The 18,165-nt window shown below is 71.4% G+C and carries 18 protein-coding genes and 1 pseudogene; 7 read left to right on the forward strand and 12 right to left on the reverse strand.

Going from position 1 to position 18,165, the window contains the following annotated elements:
* Positions 1-127 precede the first annotated feature (127 nt).
* Genes D7X12_RS04040 through D7X12_RS04065 form a run of 6 tightly spaced genes read right to left on the reverse strand, consistent with a single transcriptional unit; the run spans position 128 to position 5,537 of the window.
* Complete coding sequence (locus tag D7X12_RS04040; RefSeq protein ID WP_120623947.1) at positions 128-688, reverse strand: gamma-glutamylcyclotransferase family protein; 561 nt, start codon at positions 686-688, stop codon at positions 128-130.
* Positions 689-743: 55 nt separating this feature from the next.
* Positions 744-1,841: an NAD(P)/FAD-dependent oxidoreductase gene (locus tag D7X12_RS04045; RefSeq protein WP_120623948.1), complete on the reverse strand. Its 1,098-nt coding sequence runs from the start codon at positions 1,839-1,841 to the stop codon at positions 744-746.
* Between the two features lie 13 nt (positions 1,842-1,854).
* On the reverse strand, positions 1,855-3,609 hold the full coding sequence (locus tag D7X12_RS04050; RefSeq protein ID WP_120623949.1) for a fatty acyl-AMP ligase: 1,755 nt from the start codon (positions 3,607-3,609) through the stop codon (positions 1,855-1,857).
* Positions 3,606-3,887, reverse strand: coding sequence for an acyl carrier protein (locus D7X12_RS04055; RefSeq protein WP_120623950.1), 282 nt, complete (start codon positions 3,885-3,887; stop codon positions 3,606-3,608). Before D7X12_RS04055 ends, D7X12_RS04050 begins: the two co-directional genes overlap by 4 nt.
* Positions 3,880-4,455, reverse strand: a complete 576-nt coding sequence (locus D7X12_RS04060; protein WP_120623951.1) for an isoprenylcysteine carboxyl methyltransferase family protein — start codon at positions 4,453-4,455, stop codon at positions 3,880-3,882. The genes D7X12_RS04055 and D7X12_RS04060 overlap by 8 nt, the downstream gene beginning before the upstream one ends.
* Positions 4,449-5,537, reverse strand: coding sequence for a type III polyketide synthase (locus tag D7X12_RS04065; RefSeq protein ID WP_120623952.1), 1,089 nt, complete (start codon positions 5,535-5,537; stop codon positions 4,449-4,451). Before D7X12_RS04065 ends, D7X12_RS04060 begins: the two co-directional genes overlap by 7 nt.
* Before the next feature lie 472 nt (positions 5,538-6,009).
* Between D7X12_RS04065 and D7X12_RS04070 the strand changes: the two genes are divergently transcribed.
* The 7 genes and pseudogenes from D7X12_RS04070 (at position 6,010) to D7X12_RS04100 (ending at position 11,849) form a co-directional block, all read left to right on the forward strand.
* Entirely contained in the window at positions 6,010-6,648 is a 639-nt protein-coding gene (locus D7X12_RS04070) for a hypothetical protein (RefSeq protein ID WP_120623953.1), read from the forward strand.
* A gap of 727 nt (positions 6,649-7,375) precedes the next feature.
* Positions 7,376-7,968: pseudogene (locus D7X12_RS04075) on the forward strand (IS5 family transposase).
* 126 nt (positions 7,969-8,094) lie between these two features.
* Positions 8,095-8,280, forward strand: coding sequence for a hypothetical protein (locus D7X12_RS04080; RefSeq protein WP_120623954.1), 186 nt, complete (start codon positions 8,095-8,097; stop codon positions 8,278-8,280).
* A 115-nt stretch (positions 8,281-8,395) separates the two neighbouring features.
* Positions 8,396-8,935 carry a MauE/DoxX family redox-associated membrane protein gene (locus D7X12_RS04085; RefSeq protein ID WP_244224336.1) on the forward strand — a complete coding sequence of 180 codons (540 nt, stop codon included), beginning with the start codon at positions 8,396-8,398 and terminating at the stop codon, positions 8,933-8,935.
* 78 nt (positions 8,936-9,013) lie between these two features.
* Entirely contained in the window at positions 9,014-9,532 is a 519-nt protein-coding gene (locus tag D7X12_RS04090; protein WP_120623955.1) for a hypothetical protein, read from the forward strand.
* Complete coding sequence (locus D7X12_RS04095; RefSeq protein WP_120623956.1) at positions 9,529-11,391, forward strand: ABC transporter ATP-binding protein; 1,863 nt, start codon at positions 9,529-9,531, stop codon at positions 11,389-11,391. Before D7X12_RS04090 ends, D7X12_RS04095 begins: the two co-directional genes overlap by 4 nt.
* A complete protein-coding gene (locus D7X12_RS04100; RefSeq protein WP_120623957.1) occupies positions 11,388-11,849 on the forward strand; it encodes a S26 family signal peptidase in 462 nt (153 codons plus the stop codon). Before D7X12_RS04095 ends, D7X12_RS04100 begins: the two co-directional genes overlap by 4 nt.
* 441 nt (positions 11,850-12,290) lie before the next feature.
* On the opposite strand, the gene D7X12_RS04105 is transcribed toward D7X12_RS04100, so the two are convergent.
* From D7X12_RS04105 to D7X12_RS04130, 6 genes are read right to left on the reverse strand one after another with little or no spacing between them, the layout of a single operon-like run.
* The gene (locus D7X12_RS04105; RefSeq protein WP_120565734.1) at positions 12,291-12,899 is read right to left on the reverse strand and encodes an iron-containing redox enzyme family protein; all 609 of its coding nucleotides are present in this window, start codon (positions 12,897-12,899) and stop codon (positions 12,291-12,293) included.
* A 2-nt stretch (positions 12,900-12,901) separates the two neighbouring features.
* Complete coding sequence (locus tag D7X12_RS04110; protein ID WP_120623958.1) at positions 12,902-14,131, reverse strand: CapA family protein; 1,230 nt, start codon at positions 14,129-14,131, stop codon at positions 12,902-12,904.
* Positions 14,128-15,096: a fatty acid desaturase family protein gene (locus D7X12_RS04115; protein ID WP_158619954.1), complete on the reverse strand. Its 969-nt coding sequence runs from the start codon at positions 15,094-15,096 to the stop codon at positions 14,128-14,130. The genes D7X12_RS04110 and D7X12_RS04115 overlap by 4 nt, the downstream gene beginning before the upstream one ends.
* 21 nt (positions 15,097-15,117) lie before the next feature.
* Positions 15,118-15,729, reverse strand: coding sequence for a methyltransferase family protein (locus D7X12_RS04120; RefSeq protein WP_120604279.1), 612 nt, complete (start codon positions 15,727-15,729; stop codon positions 15,118-15,120).
* A complete protein-coding gene (locus D7X12_RS04125; protein ID WP_120623960.1) occupies positions 15,726-17,000 on the reverse strand; it encodes a condensation domain-containing protein in 1,275 nt (424 codons plus the stop codon). Before D7X12_RS04125 ends, D7X12_RS04120 begins: the two co-directional genes overlap by 4 nt.
* Entirely contained in the window at positions 16,982-18,001 is a 1,020-nt protein-coding gene (locus D7X12_RS04130; RefSeq protein WP_120623961.1) for a hypothetical protein, read from the reverse strand. The genes D7X12_RS04125 and D7X12_RS04130 overlap by 19 nt, the downstream gene beginning before the upstream one ends.
* Positions 18,002-18,165: the final 164 nt, after the last annotated feature.

The following is an 18,165-nucleotide window of genomic DNA, read 5'->3' on the forward strand; positions in this document are numbered from 1 at the left end:
CGGGGGAGACGGTCGGAAGAGGGGGGACCCCTTCCACCCATCGTCGGCGCGACGCGGCGCCCGGTTGCGTCGCGCCTCCCTTTTTCTCAGCAGGCAGGGCTTTTTTCGGGCTGGATCAGCCCGGCTGTCACTTTATGCCGGGCTTCGAGGGGGCTGGAGGGCGGTGGCCGTCGGGGCGGGCGTGCTGGACGGCGTGGACGATGCGGGCCTCGGCCTGGAGTTTTTCAACGACATCGGCAGGCAGGCGGGCGCGTTCGGCGGCGACGGCGAGGGTGATGAGGAAGGCCTCGCTGACGGGACCCTGGGTGGAGGTGTTGCGGTCACTGGGAGTGAAGGCGTGGGCGTCCACCACGGTGCCGGAGGCGGTGCGCACCTGCACGGGGCGCTCCTCGGTGGCCAGGGCGAGGGCGGTCTCCAGGCGGGCCAGGACGGGCCAGGACTCGGGGTCCACGGGGCGCAGCCGGCCGACGACGCTGTGTCCGGGGGCGTCCACGAGGCGGGCCACGCGGCCGTTCCAGTTGGGCACGTGGACGTCATAGACGACGTCCACGTCCAGGGCCTCGGCGAGCTCGCCCTCGGGGAAGTCGGGCACGGGGGGCAGGCCGTGCAGGTGCCGGCTCGCCGCGGCCGGGGCCAGGTCGAGGGAGAACGCGAACCAGGGACGCGAAGCCGCGGGGCCAGGTGCCATGGGCCGGAGTGTCCCCGGCGCGCGGCGGTGGAACAAGGGCCGGGTGGTGCGAGGGTCAGGTCACCACGGTGGCGAGGATGCGCTCGAAGAGCCACGGGGCCCGGCCCAACAGGCGCACCACGGACCTTCGCAGTCGCGGGCGCCGCGTGAGCATCAGCAGGCCGTGCGTCGTCCAGGAGTACTTGCGGAACACCTGCTGGAAGGTGCGCTCGTAGGGCATCAGGGTGTCGCGGCCCGCGCCCTTCGCCAAGGCGTCCGGGAGCAGCGCGCCCAGGGACTCCGCGCAGGTGAAGGCCAGGGTGAGGCCTTCGCCCGTCACCGCGTCCACGTAGCCCGCCGCATCTCCCACGAGGGCGAAGCGGTCCGCCACCCGCCTCCGGACCACGCGCGCCAGGGGCCCCGCGCCGCGCACCTGCGAGTCCGTCTCCACGCCCGCGAGTTTCTCCGCGAGCTTCGGGAAGCGCGCCAGCAACGCTTCAAAGCCCACGCGCTCCGTCACGGTGCCGGCCTCCCACAGGAAGGCGATGCCCACGCGCTCCGCTCCGGCGGGCGTCACGTAGGCCTCGACGCCGGAGGCGAAGTGCACCTCCACGTAGGGCGTCCACGGCACGCGACGGAAGTGCCGCCGCAGCCCGAAGCGACGGGGACCTTCGCGGACCACGTCCAGGCCCTCCGCGCGGCGCAGCGGTGAAGCCAGCCCGTCCGCCGCCACCAGGAAGCGCGCTTGCACGGGTCCCGTGGGCGTCTCCAGCGTCACCCCTGCGTCCGTGCGCTGATGCGACACGACCTGCGTGTGTTCGCGCAGGTCCACGCCCACTTCTCTCGCGCGGGAGACGAGCGCCGAGGACAGGGCCAGCCTGCGCACGCCCAGGCCACCGGGCGCCGGCAACTTCCCCTCCGCCGAGCTGCCGTCCTCCTGCACGTAGCGGATGCCCACGAAGGGCGCGCTCTCTCGCCGGTCCAGATGCGACAGCGCGCCCAGTCGCTCCAGCGCCTCCAGCCCCGAGGGCATCAAGCCCTCACCGCATGCCTTGTCTACGGGTGTAGACGAGCGCTCCAGCACCACCGTGTCCAGCCCGCGCCGGGCCGCGGTGATGGCCACCGCGAGCCCCGCCGGGCCCCCACCGACCACGACCACGTCGTGGCGTCTCACCCGCCCTGCCCCATCACGAGTCATGCTCCGCGCGCACCATCGCGAGCGCGCTCTTCGCCATCTCCACCGCGAGCCCCACCGCGCCCACCTTCTTCGGCGCCGTCAGCTCGCCCGACAGATAGCGCCGCAGCGCCTCGTTCCGGCGCAGCTTGCCGCTGGACGTGCGCGGCAATGTGCCCGGCTCCAGGATGCGCACCGTGTGCGGCTGCACGCCCGTCGCCACGACCACCGCCGCGCGGATGTCCGCTTCCAGTGACGCCTCGTTTCCCGGTGCCGCGCGCTCCGCGAGGATGAGCAGCGCTTCGTCCTCGCTGCCCTCGGGCGTGAAGCCCAGCGCCACCGCGCAGCCCGTGCGCACGCCCTCCACCGCGCCCAGCGGCTCCTCGAAGGCCTGTGGCGCGTGGTTCGCGCCCCGGATGATGACCAGGTCCTTCGCGCGGCCCGTCAGGTACAGCTCTCCGTCCGCGCCAAAGCCCAGGTCCCCCGTGTCGAGCCAGCCATCGCCCGTGAGCGCGCGCCCCGTCGCCTCCGCGTCCTCGAAGTAGCCGTGCATCACCGACGGCCCTCGCGCGAACACGCGCCCCACGCGGCGCTCCGGCAGCTCCGCGCCATCCTCGCCGCGCACCTGCACCTCGAAGCCCGCGACCGGCGCGCCCACGCTCACCAGCGTCCGCGTCCCATCGTGCACCTGTCCTTCGCGCGCCAGCACGTTCGGATCCACGCCCAGCTCGCGCGGTCCCCGGCCCGCAGGTGGGAACGTCACCGCGAGCGACGCCTCCGACAGCCCGTACACCGGCCGCAGCGCCCGCGCGGAGAAGCCCCACCGTTCGAAGCGCTCCGCGAAGCGGCGCAGCGTGTCCGCGGACACCGGCTCCGCGCCGTTGAGCGCGTGCAGCCACCCGGACAGGTCCACGCCCTGCATGTCCGCGTCCTTCACCCGCTTCAGGCACAGCCCATAGGCGAAGTTCGGCGCCGGAGACACGAAGCCCCGGTGCCGCGACAGCGCGCGCAACCACAGCGCCGGCTTCACCAGGAACGTCTCCGGCGGAATCAGCACCAGGCTGCCCGGGTAGTACAGCGCGGAGAGCACGCAGCCGATGAGCCCCATGTCGTGGTACAGCGGCAGCCAGCTCACGCCCACCGGCGTCACGCCCGCGGCCAGCGGCATCGCTGCCTCCAGCGCCGCCACCTGCGCCACGAGCGCCCCATGCGTCAGCGCCACCGGCTTCGGATCCACCGTGGAACCTGACGAGAACTGGATGAGCCCCAGCGCGTCGGGGCTCACCTCCACCTCCAGGTCCTCGTCGCCGTGCATCACCGCGTCCACCGTGTGGCAGCCCAGCCGGGGCCGGGCCTGCTCCACGCTGGGGCCCAACAGCAGCCGCACGCGCGTATCCGTCAGCACCGCGCTCGCGCCCGTCACCTGGAGCATGCGCGCCGTCGCGCGGTGGTATTCGTCCAGCCGGCCCAGCCGCACCGGCGGATACAGCGGCACCGGCACCGCGCCCGCCAGCAGCGTGCCGAAGTAGGCGTCCATGAACGCGGGCGACGTGGGCAGCAGGAGGGCCACGCGGTCCCCCGGCTTCACTCCCAGCCTCGCGAGCCCCGCCGCGGCCCGCTTCGCGCGCCGGTACACATGGGACCAGGGCAGTGACGTCTCGCGCTCGGAGGCATCCACGAACACGAGCCCCAGCGACGTGTGCGACGTCGCCTTCAGCATCGCGTTCACCGTGGCGTGCTTCAGCGCGGGCAGGGGCGGACCCTTCATGGGTGCGCCCCCGCTTCCGAGCCCGACGCCCGGGCCGCGACCCGCGTGGCCACCAGCCGCGCCAGGTCCTCCACCGTGCGCACGCCCTGCGCGTCCTCCTCCGACAGCAGCACCCGGAAGCGGTTCTCCAGGCCCACCGCGAGCACCGTCAGCCCCAGGCTGTCCAGGTGCAGGTCGCGCAGCAGATCGTGCGAGGGCTCCACCGCGCCTTCGAACTCCAACTCCTCACGGGCGATGCGGCGGATCTCCGCCATCGCCTCCGTCACGGTGTCAGCCACGGCGTACCTCCGGAATGAAGCGGGGACGGTCGGCGAACGCCTCGGAATACATCGCGCCGAGCGCCGCCTCCTCCGCGCGGATGCGCACGAAGAGCAGGACCGCGTTGCCCACCGTGAAGACCACCGCCGTCACCCACGCTCCGTGGATGAGCGGCACGCACAACAGCTCCAGCACCACCGCCACGTAGTTCGGATGCCGCAGGAACCGGTACGGCCCGCCCGTCACCGGCGCCAGCCCCGGCACCACGATGATGCGCGAGTTCCACCGGTCGCCCAGCGTCCCGATGGCCCAGTACCTCAACCCCTGCGCCACCACCGCGCCCACCAGCGCCGCCACGCTCCACGCGCCCCAGAAGGGCCGGTGCAGGGCGAACACCTCCGCCACGCACGCGAAGAGGAACAGCGTGTGGAACACCACCATGAACCGGTAGTGCCCCTGCCCCGTCTCCACGCCGCCCCGCGCGAAGGCCCGCGCCGCGTTGCGCTTGGACAGGACCAATTCCAGCAGCCGCTCCGCGATGAGCAGCGCCATGAAGCCCAGGAACAGTGTCTGTGTCACGGTCACCATCGCACCAGCACCATCTCCGCGCAGAAGCCCGGTCCCATCGCCATCACCACACCCCAGTCGCCCGGCTTCGCGCCCGCCTCTTCCAGCGTCTCGCCCAGCACGAAGAGCACCGACGCGCTGGACAGGTTGCCCACCTGGCGCAGCGACTTCCACGAGCGCTCCAGCGCGCCCGCTTCCAATTCCAGCGCGGACTCGAAGCCCTCCAGCACCTTGGGCCCGCCGGTGTGCGCCACCCAGTGCCGCACGTCCTTGCGGGTCAGCCCGTGCTCCGCGAGGAAGCCGTCCACGTTGCCCCGGATGTGGTCCTTCACGAGCTGCGGCACCTTCGCGGACAGCACGACCTTGAAGCCCGTGTCCACCACGTCCCAGCCCATCACCCGCTCGGTGTCCGGGTAGAAGACCGAGCGGGAGCCCACCACGCGGGGCCCCGTGGCCCCGGAGGCCTCCGCGCCGCGCAGCACCACGCACGCCGCGCCATCGCCGAAGAGGCCGGAGGCGATGATGTTGGGAATGGACAGGTCCTCGCGTTGCAGCGTCAGCGAGCACAGCTCCGTGGCGATGAGCAGCGCGGTCTGCTTCGGGAACGCGCGCAGGTAGTCCGACGCCCGTGCCAGCCCCGCCGCGCCCGCGACGCAGCCCAGGCCGAAGATGGGGGTGCGCTTCACGTCCTCGCGCAAGCCCATCCGGTTGACCAGCCGCGCGTCCACGCTGGGGGTGGCGATGCCCGTCACCGTGACGAAGAAGACGTGGTCCACGTCCTTCGGCGTGAGCCCCGCGCGCTCCAGCGCCTGGCGCGCGACGGTCTCCGAGAGGTCCGTGGCCACGCGGATCCACGCGTCGTTGCGCTGCTGGAAGGTCGCGAGCGCCGGGTACTCCTCCAGGGGCAGCGCCAGGTGCCGGCCGCCCACCTGGACGTTGCGGTGGAGGTCCTCGAGCCGCTCCAGGTTGAAGTGCTTCGTCGCCCACAGGTCGCGCAGCGCCCCGATGAGCTGGTCCTGGCTGGCGTAGTGCGGCGGAAGCGCGCGCCCCACCGCGCTCAAGGAAGGCGATGGCGTGGTGTCGTGACGGGTCGTGCTGAGCATGAAGTCCCTGAGGGGTCCCACCCTGGAAGTCGAGTCCCCACGATTAACCGGCAGCCGGGCCGGATGCGATGGTCTAGCGCCGCGTTGCCTACGCCTGAACCCCTGGGGGTGTTTCCAGTGTTGCGCACGCGACGCGCTGCCCGCATCCAGGGTCCTGCGTCACGGGAGGGCCACGGGTTCAAGTCCCGTACTCCTCGCCCATGAGAAGGGCCTGGAAACGCAGGAAGGTACCTTCCGGAAGGACCTCGGTGCCCATGACGGACGAGCGCGTCGGCGTTGCTCGACAGGCCGCGGGGAAATCCGGCCTCTGACAACCAGGGGACGCCCGTCGCTTCGTATTCGTCATGGACACAGCAACAGCCGGGCGAATCGTCGGTGCCACACCCTGGCCACATGACAGCTGTGTTTGCGACAGGAAGCCCACGGCGCCAGGGCTGACATCGCGTTCACCCATCCCAACCCAGGAGTGAAGATGCCTTTCAAGAAATGGTCTGCTGCGTGCGCGCTCCTGCTGTTCACGGCCTGTGGTCCCGGGGAGCCCCCTGTTCCTGCCCCGGAGGCGCTGGATTCCCAGACGCAGAACGTCACCTGCGAGGGGTGCACTCCGACGGACGACGGTGCCGAGAACACCGGGGTCATCATTCCGGACCTTCCGCCCTTTCCCACCCACTACAGTCCGTATCTCGTGTTCTACGCGGACAACAATTGCTCCGATAGCTTCGGCACCGCGCTCTTTACCGAACCTCGTGCGGATCCAAGCAATCCCATCAGCATCCCGTACGATTCCGCTGGCCGGGTCGCCGTGTCGGGATGGAAGAATGACGAGGCTCGCTCGATGAAGCTCCTCTACTGGCCTGCCGGCGTGCGCATCCGCCTCTGCGACGACCCCAACTGCGCGACCAGTGATGACTGGACGGACTATCGCATCAAGCAGGCCACGAGCGGGGAGTGCATCAGCACGTTCGAGGCGCCCCCTCCCTATTATGACCCGGATATTGGTGCCTGGATGCCGGTCACCCAGAGCATCAGCTACTACCGGGACGTCTTCTGGCATTCCTTCAACGGCCTTGACGGCAAGGTGTCCAAGATTCTCATTGAAAGGGCTCCGTAGACCGCAAGAGCCCTGAGTGTCGCCTCGGCAGAGCGGCCGGGATGACCACGCCCAGGGGACGAGAGCAGGCAGGACGCAGTGCCGTACACGAACGCCCGAGTTGAAGTTGCGCGTGCTCGAAAAACTTCAAGCGCTGGGCTGGAACCCAGGAGGAGTCGTCCTCGCATGGCGCGGACCTCCTCCGCGAAAGCTGGCGCGAGGCGGGCTGCCCCGAGGGGGTCGCGCGGCTCGCCCAGCGCCACCCGGTGTACCAGCGCGCTCGCGCCCGTCACCCCGAGCGCTGGAGCCGCGACACGCGCGACTGGACGCCCGCGGGCCCCATACGCCTCAACCCTTCACCGGAAGTGCAGGAGTTGAAACGCGTCGGCTGAGCCCTCTTGCGCGGCAGCGACCTTGACGCTCATCGCAAGTTCCATGCTCCTCGCGATGGAAAGGCCAACAATCCTGAGCGGTGGGTGGCCTCCGGAGTCTCACGGCCCCTGGCTCGCGCCATGGATACCGTTGCGTGGGATCCTGTATTGAGGGGACATCACCATACGCTCCCGAGCTTGCCTCCTCCTTTCCTGCTTTTCTCAGCCTGCGCGACGTCGACACCGAGCCCACGCTAGGGGCTGTCCCTGATCTCCGGTCCGAAAATTCAACCTGCTGGATTGAACATCGAGGTTGGGCCTGGCTTCGGGGGCATCAGGAGGTTGCCAGCCCGCGTCAGGCATGATCAACGCGGGCTGTGCGCCGACATGAACTGAGCGATGCCGAGTGGAGCCGCATCGAGCCCCTGCTGGGCTCCCGGAGCGGCCCTCCCTCGAAGCGAGGGGACCGTGACTTCATCAACGCCGGGGTGTGGCGCGTGAAGACCGGGGTGCAGTGGCGGGATCTGCCGGAGCGATTCGGCCACTGGAAGACCGTCTACAACCGCTTCCACCGATGGGCGAAAACGGGGCGCTGGGAAGCCATCTTCCAGGCGCTTCGGCTCGACGTGGATGAGCTCGGCTCCCTCGTCGACGCATCGGTCGTCCGGGCGCACCAAGACGCAGCGGGCGGAAAAGGGAGATCCGAAGCAATGCTCTGGGGCGTTCTCGAGGAGGTTTTTCAACAAAGGTTCACGCCGTCACAACGACGGGCGGTAAGCCGCTCCACCCGAACCCGAGCCGCAAGCGCCCGTTGCCTTTGGACCGGTCCCTCTACCGGCTGCGCTACCGGGTCGAATGCTTCTTCCCCGACCTCAAACGCTTTCGGGCTGCCGCCACCCGCTACGACAAGACGGTGACCAGCGACCTCGCCGTCCTGCACGTCGCCTCCATGCTTCTCTGGCTGCGCTAAGACGAGGGGGGAAGTCCGGAAGCACAGCTTTCCCAGTGTCTCATTGACTGAGAAAAAACCTCCTGTACGATCCGAGCGCGCGGGAGTTTCTGGATTGCCCGGGAACGCGCGCAAGGAGAAGACACCATGAAAACCCTCACCGCCTTGAGCCAGCGCTTCCTGCGGCTATTCCTGGCCGACGTGTCCGCAGGTGCGTGCATCGCGGAGGCCGGCTGCTGCTGCAACGCCGCCCGCACCAAGCGGCTCAACTGCTACGCCGCCTGCATCTTGGGCAGCTGCCGCTCCGGCAGCGGCAGTGGCTGCTACGGGTAGGACTCCAGCCGCTTCCATCCCATCGCGATAGGCGTGCGTCTGGTCATCAAGGATTGAGTCCACGGCTGGATACGCTTTCGGGTGTCCAGCCGTGCCTGCTGTCGAGGAGGTTGTGGTGAGCGCTGTCGATTGGGGCTGCCGGCTGCTGCTGGCCGTGGTGTTCGCGCTCGCCGCGGGCAGCAAGGCGCGCAGCCGCGAGTCATTCAAGGACTTCACGCGGACGCTCGGGAGCTTCGGGGTTCCGAAGGCCCTGGCGGGCGCGCCGCTGGCAGCGGCGGTGGTGCTGGCCGAGGCGCTGTGCGTGCTGCTGCTGCTGGCCGCCGCGCCGGCGGGCTATGCGCTGGCGTTGATGCTCCTGGGCGGGTTCACCCTGGGGCTGGTGCGCGCATGGCGCGGCGCGGCGCCGGTGAGCTGCCGGTGCTTCGGCGCCAGTGCCACGCCGGTGGGCCCGGGGCACCTGGTGCGCAATGGCCTGCTGCTCTCGGTGGGCGTGCTGGGCGCGCTGGGCCACCAGGCCGGCCCGGCGCCGCTCGAGGCCGCGCTCCTGGCGGGCGCGGTCGGTGGGCTTGCCGGCGTGTTTGTCACACGGTGGGATGACCTTGTCTTCCTCCTCCGGGGTCCCCAGCCGACTGCCTTGAAGAAGTCGAGGCGCTGAGGCCGTGCCTGCTGTCTTGCTCATCCGGGCTCTCCATCCGGCCGCCTCCGGGGCGGCCTTGAAGAAGTCGAGGCGCTGATGTCGTTGCTTGCCGTGGTGGTAGCGGTGCTGTCCGTGCTGGTGGTGGTGAACCTGTTCTTGTCCTTCGCGCTCATCGGGCGCCTGCGGGTGCTGCAGGAGATGGTGTCCCGGGGCGGCGTGATGAAGGACCCGAACCTGCCCCAGCCCGGCGATCCGGTCCGCCCGTTCCAGGCGCTCACCGAGGAGGGCGTGCAGCTGTCGGACGAGGCCCTGCGCACCGGGGTGTCGCTGGTGGGCTTCTTCACCTCCAGTTGCAAGCCCTGCGCGACGGCGCGCCAGCAGTTGCTGGAGCGCCCACCCACGCTGCCCTTCATGGCCTTCGTCGAGGGCAGCCCCCAGGACCCCGAGACGCGCGAGCTGGCGGAGGCGCTGAAGCGGGTGGCCAAGGTGGCCTTCACCACGGTGGATGGCCCCGCCCACAAGGCGTTCGAGCCGCCCGGCTATCCCCTGCTGGTGCGCGTGGAGGACGGCAAGGTGGCCGCCGCCGGCAACCGGCTGAGCGACGTCCTGCCATGACCGGGGAGGCTGTTGCCCGGGGCCTGTTCCGGCGGGCCCTGCGCACCGTGGGCGCGGCCCTGGCGCTCCAGTGGCGGGGCGCGCCGGTGCTGTCGGCCTTCTCGCTCACGCTCACCGTCTGCACCGGCTCGGTGGCCGCCACCGGCGGCTGGCTCACCAAGCACCTGCTGGACGAGCTGGCGAAGGGCGCCGCCGCCGACTCCGGGCGGGCCCTGGCTTTGGGCGTGGGCGCGGCGGCCATCGCGGGCACGGCCATGGCGGTGCTCAACGTCACCGAGTACCTGGTGTCGGCCATCCGCTGGCGTGTCACCCTCGCCGTGGAGCGCTCGCTGTTCGGGAAGGTCATCGAGCTGGAGGGCCTCAAGTACTTCGAGGACCCCGCCTTCCACGGCCGGCTGAAGCTGGCGCACGAGGCCTCGCAGGAGGCGCCGTACCAGCTCACCGAGCTGGTGCAGACGCTGCTGCGCTCCACCGTCATGGTGGGGACGCTGAGCGCGGTGGTGCTGACGGTGGCGCCCGCCATGGCGCTGCTGCTGCTGCTGGCGGGGGGCGTGGGGCTCACCGCGCAGCTGGTGCGCAGCCGCTGGGGGGCGGAGCTGTCGCGCACGCTGGTGCAGACGTACCGCTGGCGCGGCTTCTACAGCTCGCTGCTGGTGGACGTGCGGGCCGCGAAGGAGATCCGCCTCTTCGGGGCGGGGGAGCTGCTGCTGGACCGGATGTTGGCGGCGCTGCTCAAGGCGTCCTCCCAGGAGCTGAACGTGGCACGCCGGGGCGCCGTCCTGCAGGTGGGGCTGTCGCTGCTGACGGCGGCGGTGACGGTGGTGGGCACCTTCATCGTCGTGCGGGGCGCGGTGGCCGGGCGGCTCGCCATCGGCGACGTGGCCCTCTTCCTCTCGTCCGTCGCGGGCATCCAGGCGGCCTTCAACGGCGTGGTGATGCAGCTGGAAGGCGCCGGGCGCAGCGTGCTGGCCTTCGGCAGCTACCTGGAGCTGCTGGCCCTCCCCGGCCGCGAGGGCGCGCCGCTCCAGCCTGTGCCGGCCTTGCGCAAGGGCGTGGAGCTGCGCGACGCCTGGTTTCGCTACGACGCCAACGGGCCCTGGGTGCTCAAGGGGGTGAACCTCTTCATCCCCGCTGGCGGCTCGGTGGGGCTCGTGGGCGTCAACGGCGCGGGCAAGAGCTCGCTGGTGAAGCTCCTGTGCCGCTTCTATGACTTGGAGAAGGGGCAGCTGCTCTGGGACGGGGTGGACGTGCGAGAGCTGGACCCGCGCGCGCTGCGGCTGCGCCTGGCGGTCACCTTCCAGGACTTCATGGCCTACGACTTCACCGCGGCGGAGAACATCGGCCTGGGGGATGTCGCCCGCTTCCAGGACGCGGCGCGGGTGCGCGCGGTGGCGAAGCTAGCGGAGATGGACGACACGCTCTGCGCGCTGCCCTCCGGCTACGGGACGCTGCTGAGCCGGACGCTCACGGACGAGGAGGGCGGCGGGACGGGCGGCGTCTCGCTGTCCGGGGGCCAGTGGCAGCGGGTGGCGCTGGCGCGCTCGCTGATGCGCGAGGACGTGGACCTGCTGATTCTGGACGAGCCCAGCAGCGGGCTGGACGCGGGCGCCGAGTACCGCATCCACCAGACGCTGCAGCGCCATGGCGCGGGCCGGGCGCGGCTGCTCATCTCCCACCGGCTGAGCACGCTGCGAAGCGCGGGCCTCATCGCCGTGCTCTCCGACGGGCAGGTTGTGGAGCAGGGCACCCATGACGAGCTGATGGCGGCCGGCGGCGAGTACGCGCGGCTGTTCTGCCTGCAGGCCAGCGGCTACCAGGACGAGCGGGTCGCCGCGCGGGCCACGGAGGATGCGGCATGAGTTACCTGCTGGCGTTGGGTGCCGTGCTGCTGGCCGGTGCCGGAGGAGTTGTCTGGGCGCGGCGGCAGTGGATGGTGGTGACGGTGGAGGGCAACAGCATGTCGCCCACGCTGCACCATGGCCAGCGGGTGGTGGCCCGCAGGCTGCATGGCTCCGGCCATGCGCGCTCGGACATCATCGTCTTCCTGCTGACGCCCGAGCAGCGGGAGGCGATGGCGCAGGGGGATGACCCGGTCCACCGGGTGAAGCGCGTCGCCGCGGTGGCGGGAGACGCGGTGCCGGACTGGGCCCGCGAGGCGCTCGGCGCGGACGAGCACACCCGCGTGCCGCCCGGCAAGGTGGTGGTGTCCGCGGACAACGCCGGCCGCAGCCAGGACTCGCGGCAGCTCGGCTACATCGACGCGAGCACCATCATCGGCGTCGTGCGCCAGTCAGGTTTTGCAAGGGATATCCCTTAGCAATACACAGCAACGCGCCTTGTCGGGCGCCAAACTCCGGCCATTTCCGGTGAGCGTCAAGGTCGTTGTCGCGTGAGAGGATTCAGCCGATACGCTTCAGTTCCTGCACTTCCGGTGAGGGGTTGAGGCGCACGGGGCCCGCAGGCGTCCAGTCGCGCGTGTCGCGGTTCCAACGCTCAGGGTGACAGGCCGCAGGCCGTCCCCAGGGCCTCGTCCTGCACTCGGACAATGGCGGGCCCATGAAGGGCGCCACGCTGCGGGCCATGCTTCAGTGGCTGGGCGTCACCCCGTCCTTCAGCCGGCCCCGCGTCTCCATCCGTCGTGCCGCTCGTCGAGCACGACACCCGTCCGCCTTCAAGCCCTCCGGCACGTCGTTGGCCGGACGGTTACAGCCCAGACTCGGGGAGGGGCTCGACCCTGGCTGGCCTGCGGGGGCCCGGCCTATGCCTCCGCGAGCGCCCGGCGATGGATGGCCACCCAGAAGTCCGCCGCCTGGCGCGCGCCGTCCAGCAGGGGCTCGGGGCCGTGCGCACCGAGCGACTCGCAGAGCGCCTGGGCCCGCGCGCCGTGCTCCACGTCCACGTCCAGGTGCACGAGCAGGAAGCGCGCCCGCGTCCTGTCCAGGCCGAGCCGCCCCAACCCCTGGCGTGTGTCGCCCCCGAGGTGCCGCGCCACGCCCTCCAGCACGTACAGCGCGCCGAGGAACGAGAGCTGGCGCTCCGCCGGGATGCCTTCCCAGAAGGCGTGGAACGCGGAGACCTCGCGGGGCGTGGCGTCCGACGGCGTGCGCCCGAAGGCCGCGAGGTCCGCCTTCGCGAGCTGGTAGTGGGACTGCTCGTCCGCCGCGAGCTCCGCGAAGAAGGCCTTCAGCTCGGGGAGCGTGGCGCGCTCGGCCGCGAGCCGCAGCCGGTCTCCACTGCGCAGCGTGTAGTGGTACATCATGTCCAGGAAGGCCACGTACCGCTCGGGCGTCACGGCCGGCAGCCAGCCCGCGACCTGCCGGGCCATGCCCACGGTGAGTGCCTCCAACTGCTCCCGCATCGACACCATCTTCAGTCCCTCCGGGTTGAAATCAGTCCGCCCAGGGTGCGCCGCGCGTGCGCGAGGTGCGGCGCCGCGCGCTCCAGGCCCAGCTCGTCCACCGCCACGACCCCCGCGTCCAGCAAGCCCTCGCCGCCCAGGCCCCGCCCGCACGCCGTGGGCACCGCGCGCACGTCCACGGGGCGCAGGGGGCCCCCCGCGTCCCGCGCGAGCGCGAGCTTCAGCACCGCGCCCGTCTGGCACGCCCGCGTGGGCATGATGCTCAGGAAGTTGCCGAGCGAGTACGCGATGAGCCCCACTCGCGGCGGCCCTCCCCGGCGCACCTGCGCGGGGCACGTGGGGTCCCCACCGTCGATGGAGACCAGCTCCACGGGCTGCAGCACGTGCGGCGAGGAGCCCAGGAGGATGTCCGCCCCGCGCTCGATGAGGCGGTAGGCGTGCTCGCGCTGGAGGGACTCGGGCCAGTACTCGTACTCGAAGCCCCAGTGCGGCATGAGCACCACGAGGTCCGGCCCCACCGCGCGCGCCGCGTCAATGAGGGCGCCCAGCCGCTCCCAGTCGGGCGCATGCCACGGGTTGCCCAGGCGCGTCACCGGAACGCCCTCGGGCGGCGCCCCCGCGAGGTGGTTGATGTCATACGTCACCGCGGCAATGCCCAGGCGCACCCCGGCCACCTCCAGGCCCGCCACCGCGTCCTCCGCCCGGGGGCCTCCGACGCAGCGGTGCTCCGGGCGGGCCAGCACGCTCTGGCGCGTGCGCTCCAGCCCTTGCGCGCCCTGGTCCAGCGCGTGGTTGTTGCACAGCGAGAACACGCGGTGGCGCGCGGTGCCCTCCCACGCGTCCAGGTAGCCCGGCGGCGCGTTGTAGTGGAGCGTCTCGTAGACAAGCCGGGGCACGGGCCGCGCCGGGTCCACGGGCGTCTCCAGGTTGGCGAAGGCCACGTGCGCGTCCGCCATCAGCGCGCGCACGCCCGGGGAGAGGGCCTCGCGGAAGCCGCTGCGAATCCACATGACATCGCCCACGGCGCACAGGTTGAGCGCCGCGGGCGCGTCGGGCTTCCAGCTCCCGGAGGCGAGGTGCCGGGCGACGCGCGCGAAGTGCTCGACGTCCTCGGTGCGGCGCGGCTCGGGGACGTGGAGGAGGCTCTTGGCGATGTAGCGCAGGTTGAGGTCCCAGCGGGACAGCGGCCAGCGGCCGTCCTCGTAGCGGATGTCCGCGTACAGCTTTCGCAGGGCGTTCATGGGCGCTTTCGTTCCAGGGTGACGAGCCGCACGTCCTCGTCCACGACGGTGGGCCCGGCGAGCAGCGCGCGTCCCATGACGTCGAGGTAGCTGTCGAAGACGGGGGCGCCGCGCGCGAGCAGCCCGGGGCGCAGGTGGGTGTGCAGCCTCGCGAGGTTGTAGCCGGGCACGCGCGGATAGAGGTGGTGGTCCAGGTGGTAGTTGAGCCCGTTCCAGAGGAAGGTGACGAGTCGCGTGCCGCGCACCGTCGTCGCGGTGTGGAAGCGGTCCCCGCGCCACGTGTTGGCGTAGTGGTCCGCGATGGACTTGAGGCCGTTGAGGGGGCTGGCGAAGAGCACCGGCAGCAGCCAGCACTCCACCGCGCCGGGGACGAGCCCGTGCCGCGACAGCAGCCAGAAGAGCCCCGCGTAGAAGCCCGCGTAGCAGAGCAGCACCGCGCCATGGCGGCGCAATCGCGCGCGGGAGAAGTGCTGCAGCGGATAGAGGACGTTGAAGTAGATGAGGCTCAGCGGGATGCCGAGCAGCACGGTGGCGTAGAAGAGCGCGCTCAGCCCGAGCGAGCGGCGGCCCGCGTTGTAGGCGTCAGGGTCCTTCTGCGTCCGGTTCCAGCGGTGGTGCGCGAGGTGGTCATGGCGCATGGGCTCGTAGGCGATGCCCACGAGCAGGCTGAGCGCGTTGCCGAAGAGGCGGTTCTGCCACGGCCTCGGGAAGAGATTGTCGTGCCACGCATCGTGGTCGAGCTGGATGAGCCCCATCACCGCCCCACCCGCCAGCATCCACAGCGGCAGCTTCACCCAGACGCTGTCCGCGTGGGCAATGGCCACGGCCGCCGCGACCCAGACACCCAGGTGCAGCGCCACCATGCCCACCGCGCGCAGGGGACGGATGCGGAGCAGCTCCACCAGCTCGGCGCGGGAGAGGCCGGGCTCCGGGGGCACGGCATCGGGCGAATCAGCGGGACTCAAGAGGGCTGGCTGCATGGCGCGTCAGAAGTAGCGAGGTGCGCGCTGGCAATAGCGCGCGTAGGGCTCACCGAGGCGGTCCGCGAGGAACCGCTCCTCCTGGAGCACCAGTTGATGGAAGAGCCCCCCGAGCGCCGCACAGGCGCCCAGCGTCACCACGGACGGAGCCCAGAGCGAAGCCCCTACGAGGTACAGGTAGGAGAACACGTAGATGGGGTTGCGCGAGTAGCGGTGGAGTCCCCCCTCGTGCAGCTCGGGCCGGGCCTCCCCCGCGTCCACGCCGATGCGGAACGCCGGGCCCATTCCATACTGGGCCCACAGCATGCCCATGAGCCCCACGACACCGAGCACCCAACCCGCGAGCGGAGGAATGGGCAGCAGCGGCCGTCCCCAGGACATGGCGGACCACGCGGGCCAGAACGCGGCCGCGAGCACGGAGCCGGCCCAGAGCAGCGAGACGCCACTGATGCGCCGCGTGACGCGCGTGTGCGCGGAATCCGCCGCCGCGCTCCGGTAGGCCAGCGGGCTGCGCCCGAAGCGCAGGCGGTAGACGAGGCTGGAGCCCAGGTGCCCCGCGAGCACGTGCAGGCAGATGAAGCCCAGGTACACCCCGGGCGCCTCGCGCAGCCCCATCATGGCGCGAGCACCTCCGCCCGCAGGCCGAAGCCCGAGGACGCCCACCCGGCGACGCGCTCCGTGAAGTCGCGCAACTCCTCGCGCGTCCAGAGGCCCTCGAAGGCCGCCGTGTTGATGTTGAGCGTGTCCGCGAACGCCAGGCCCGTGGCGCCCCAGGTGGCCGTGTGGCTGCGCATGGAGCGGATGCGCAGCGGCGCCTCCGTGAAGTGCTTGTCCATCCGTCCCAGGTAGGTGACGACGAGCGTGTTCGTCCGGGGCTCGGCGATGAGCCCGGGACGCGCGTTCTTGCGCAGCACCCGCGCCGGTGCGAGCCGGGCCACCGCCATGCACTCCAGCGCCGTCGTCCAGTGCACGCCCTCATCGAGCACCCGCTGCACCTCGGAGCGGAGGAGGCGGGCCAGCTCGCGCGGGGCCTCCAGCCGGGCGCGGACCTCCTTCAGGGAGATTTCAATCGGCACCGTGGAGCAGCCATTGCCCAGCGTCCGCCCGAGCCCCAGCATCCGCCGCAGGTCCACCGGCATGCGCAGGCGGATGAGTCCGTCCGCCGGGGACTCTCGCAGCGCCACGCCCGCGAGCAGCGCGGAGAAGAAGACCTCCGACGCCTGGAGGTCCGTGGCGCCCTGGGGAAGCGTGAGCCGCGCCGTGGCCGATAGCGCGTGTCCGGCGGTGTCCCCACTTCGGCGCAGCCCCATTCCCCGCTGCGCCAGGAGCCGCCGGCGCGGACTCGTGAGCCCCAGCACCACGCCCGGCTGGCGCAGCGCCGCGAGCAGCACCTTGCCATCCGTGAGCGTCGAGGGCTCCAGCGGGCGCGACTCCGACCCGCGTCCCACGCAGAGCAACCACAGCCGCTCCAGCAGGTGCGCCAGCGCCTTCGCGTCCCCGATGGCGTGGTGCAACTGGATGCCCAGCAGCCAGGGCCCCTGGGCCGCGTCCACCATGGGATGCAAGTGCAGCCGCAGCGGCACGTCGCGCGTGAGGTCCACCCGCGTGTTGATGATTCGCGCCACGGCGTCGGGCTCGGACAGGGGCTCCGCGCCTTCCACCAGGGCCGCGTCCACCTGCGCGTCCCCGCGCACGGCGGGCACCCATGCGCGGCGCGCGTCGTTCCAGGCCACGTTGAGGCGCTCGCTCTCCCGCACCAGCGCGCGCAGCCCCCGGCGCAGGAGCGCCACGTCGGGCCTGTCCTCCAGCCGCAGCAGCACCGTGGCCCAGAGGGTGGCGACCTCGCCGTCCAGCCGCGCCATCAGCGTGTCTACGAAGTTCGCGCGCATCGCTCCCTCCATCCCGCGAAGAGTTCCCGGGCCCGCGCACCGTCCAGCCGGGCGCGGCTCACGGCTTCGCAGGCGGCCCTCGGGTCCGCCACGTATTGGAAGACGAGTTCATCCGGCTCGTGCTGGTGGAGGCGGATGCCCGTCGGAAGAAAGCCGGCCGCGAGGAGCACCGGCGTCCCCTCGGCCACCCGCTGGGGCTCGCCCATGGGCAGGTGGATGAGGTCCACGCGCGCCCGCTCCGACGTGAGCGCCGGGGTGCCCTCCGCGCTGAATCCCACGAGGCCCCGCCGCTCCAGACGCAGCGACGCGTTCCAGTCGAGCGGACGCAGCACGGCGCCCTCCCTCCATGCCCGGCGCTCCAGCGGCGTGAAGGCCACCGACTCCGCGAGCCCCACCCCGGCCAGGATGGACGCGAGCCACTCCCCCCACGGGCCCTCGGGCAGGTAGCGCCGGCGTGGCGGCGGGGGCGCGAGCACCGTCGTCATCGCCAGTGCCTGCATGGGCACGCCCGATCCCTCCTCCACGCCCATCACCGTCTCGCCCCGCGTGTAGTTGACGACGAGGCCCATGGGCATTGCCCGCATGAAGCGCGAGGCGTAGCGCTGCGCCATGACGTGCAGCGTGGAGGTGTTCTGGTGCAGGAAGCCCACCTGGCGCCCGAGCCGCTCCAGCAGCGAGCCCCACAGCGCCTCGTGCTCGGCGCGGCCCATGAGGGTGCGGCGGCTCGGCAGCGCCACGGAGAGCCCCGAGTCCAGCGAGTCCCGCCCCGGCTTGCTCCACAGGCCCGTGTGCCACAGCAGCGCCCCCCGCGCGTCGAACTCGCCGAAGCTCAGCAGCGCCCCGTCCCTCCAGAGCCGCACGGCGCCGCCGGGCTCGTAGAGGAACGGGTAGGAATACGTCTGCGCGTAGCGCGCGTGAAGCAGCTCGCGGAAGGCCGGCTCATCGGGCTCGGCCAGCCAGCGCGTGTGCTCGCTGGGGTTGGCGGCGCGAAGGTCGTCCATCAGGGAAACAGCTCGGTCCCGGCCCATGTGCGCCAGCAATGCATCCTTGAGGCCAGCCGGGAAGGCCCCGCTCCCGCCCGGACGCAACCTCGCTCGCCCAGCCCCTCGTGCAGCGCCTGACACACGGGTGTGAAGCCCCCTGCACAGCCGAGGCGCATCACAAC

Origin of the sequence: Corallococcus sicarius (assembly GCF_003611735.1) — a bacterium.
GTDB lineage: Bacteria > Myxococcota > Myxococcia > Myxococcales > Myxococcaceae > Corallococcus > Corallococcus sicarius.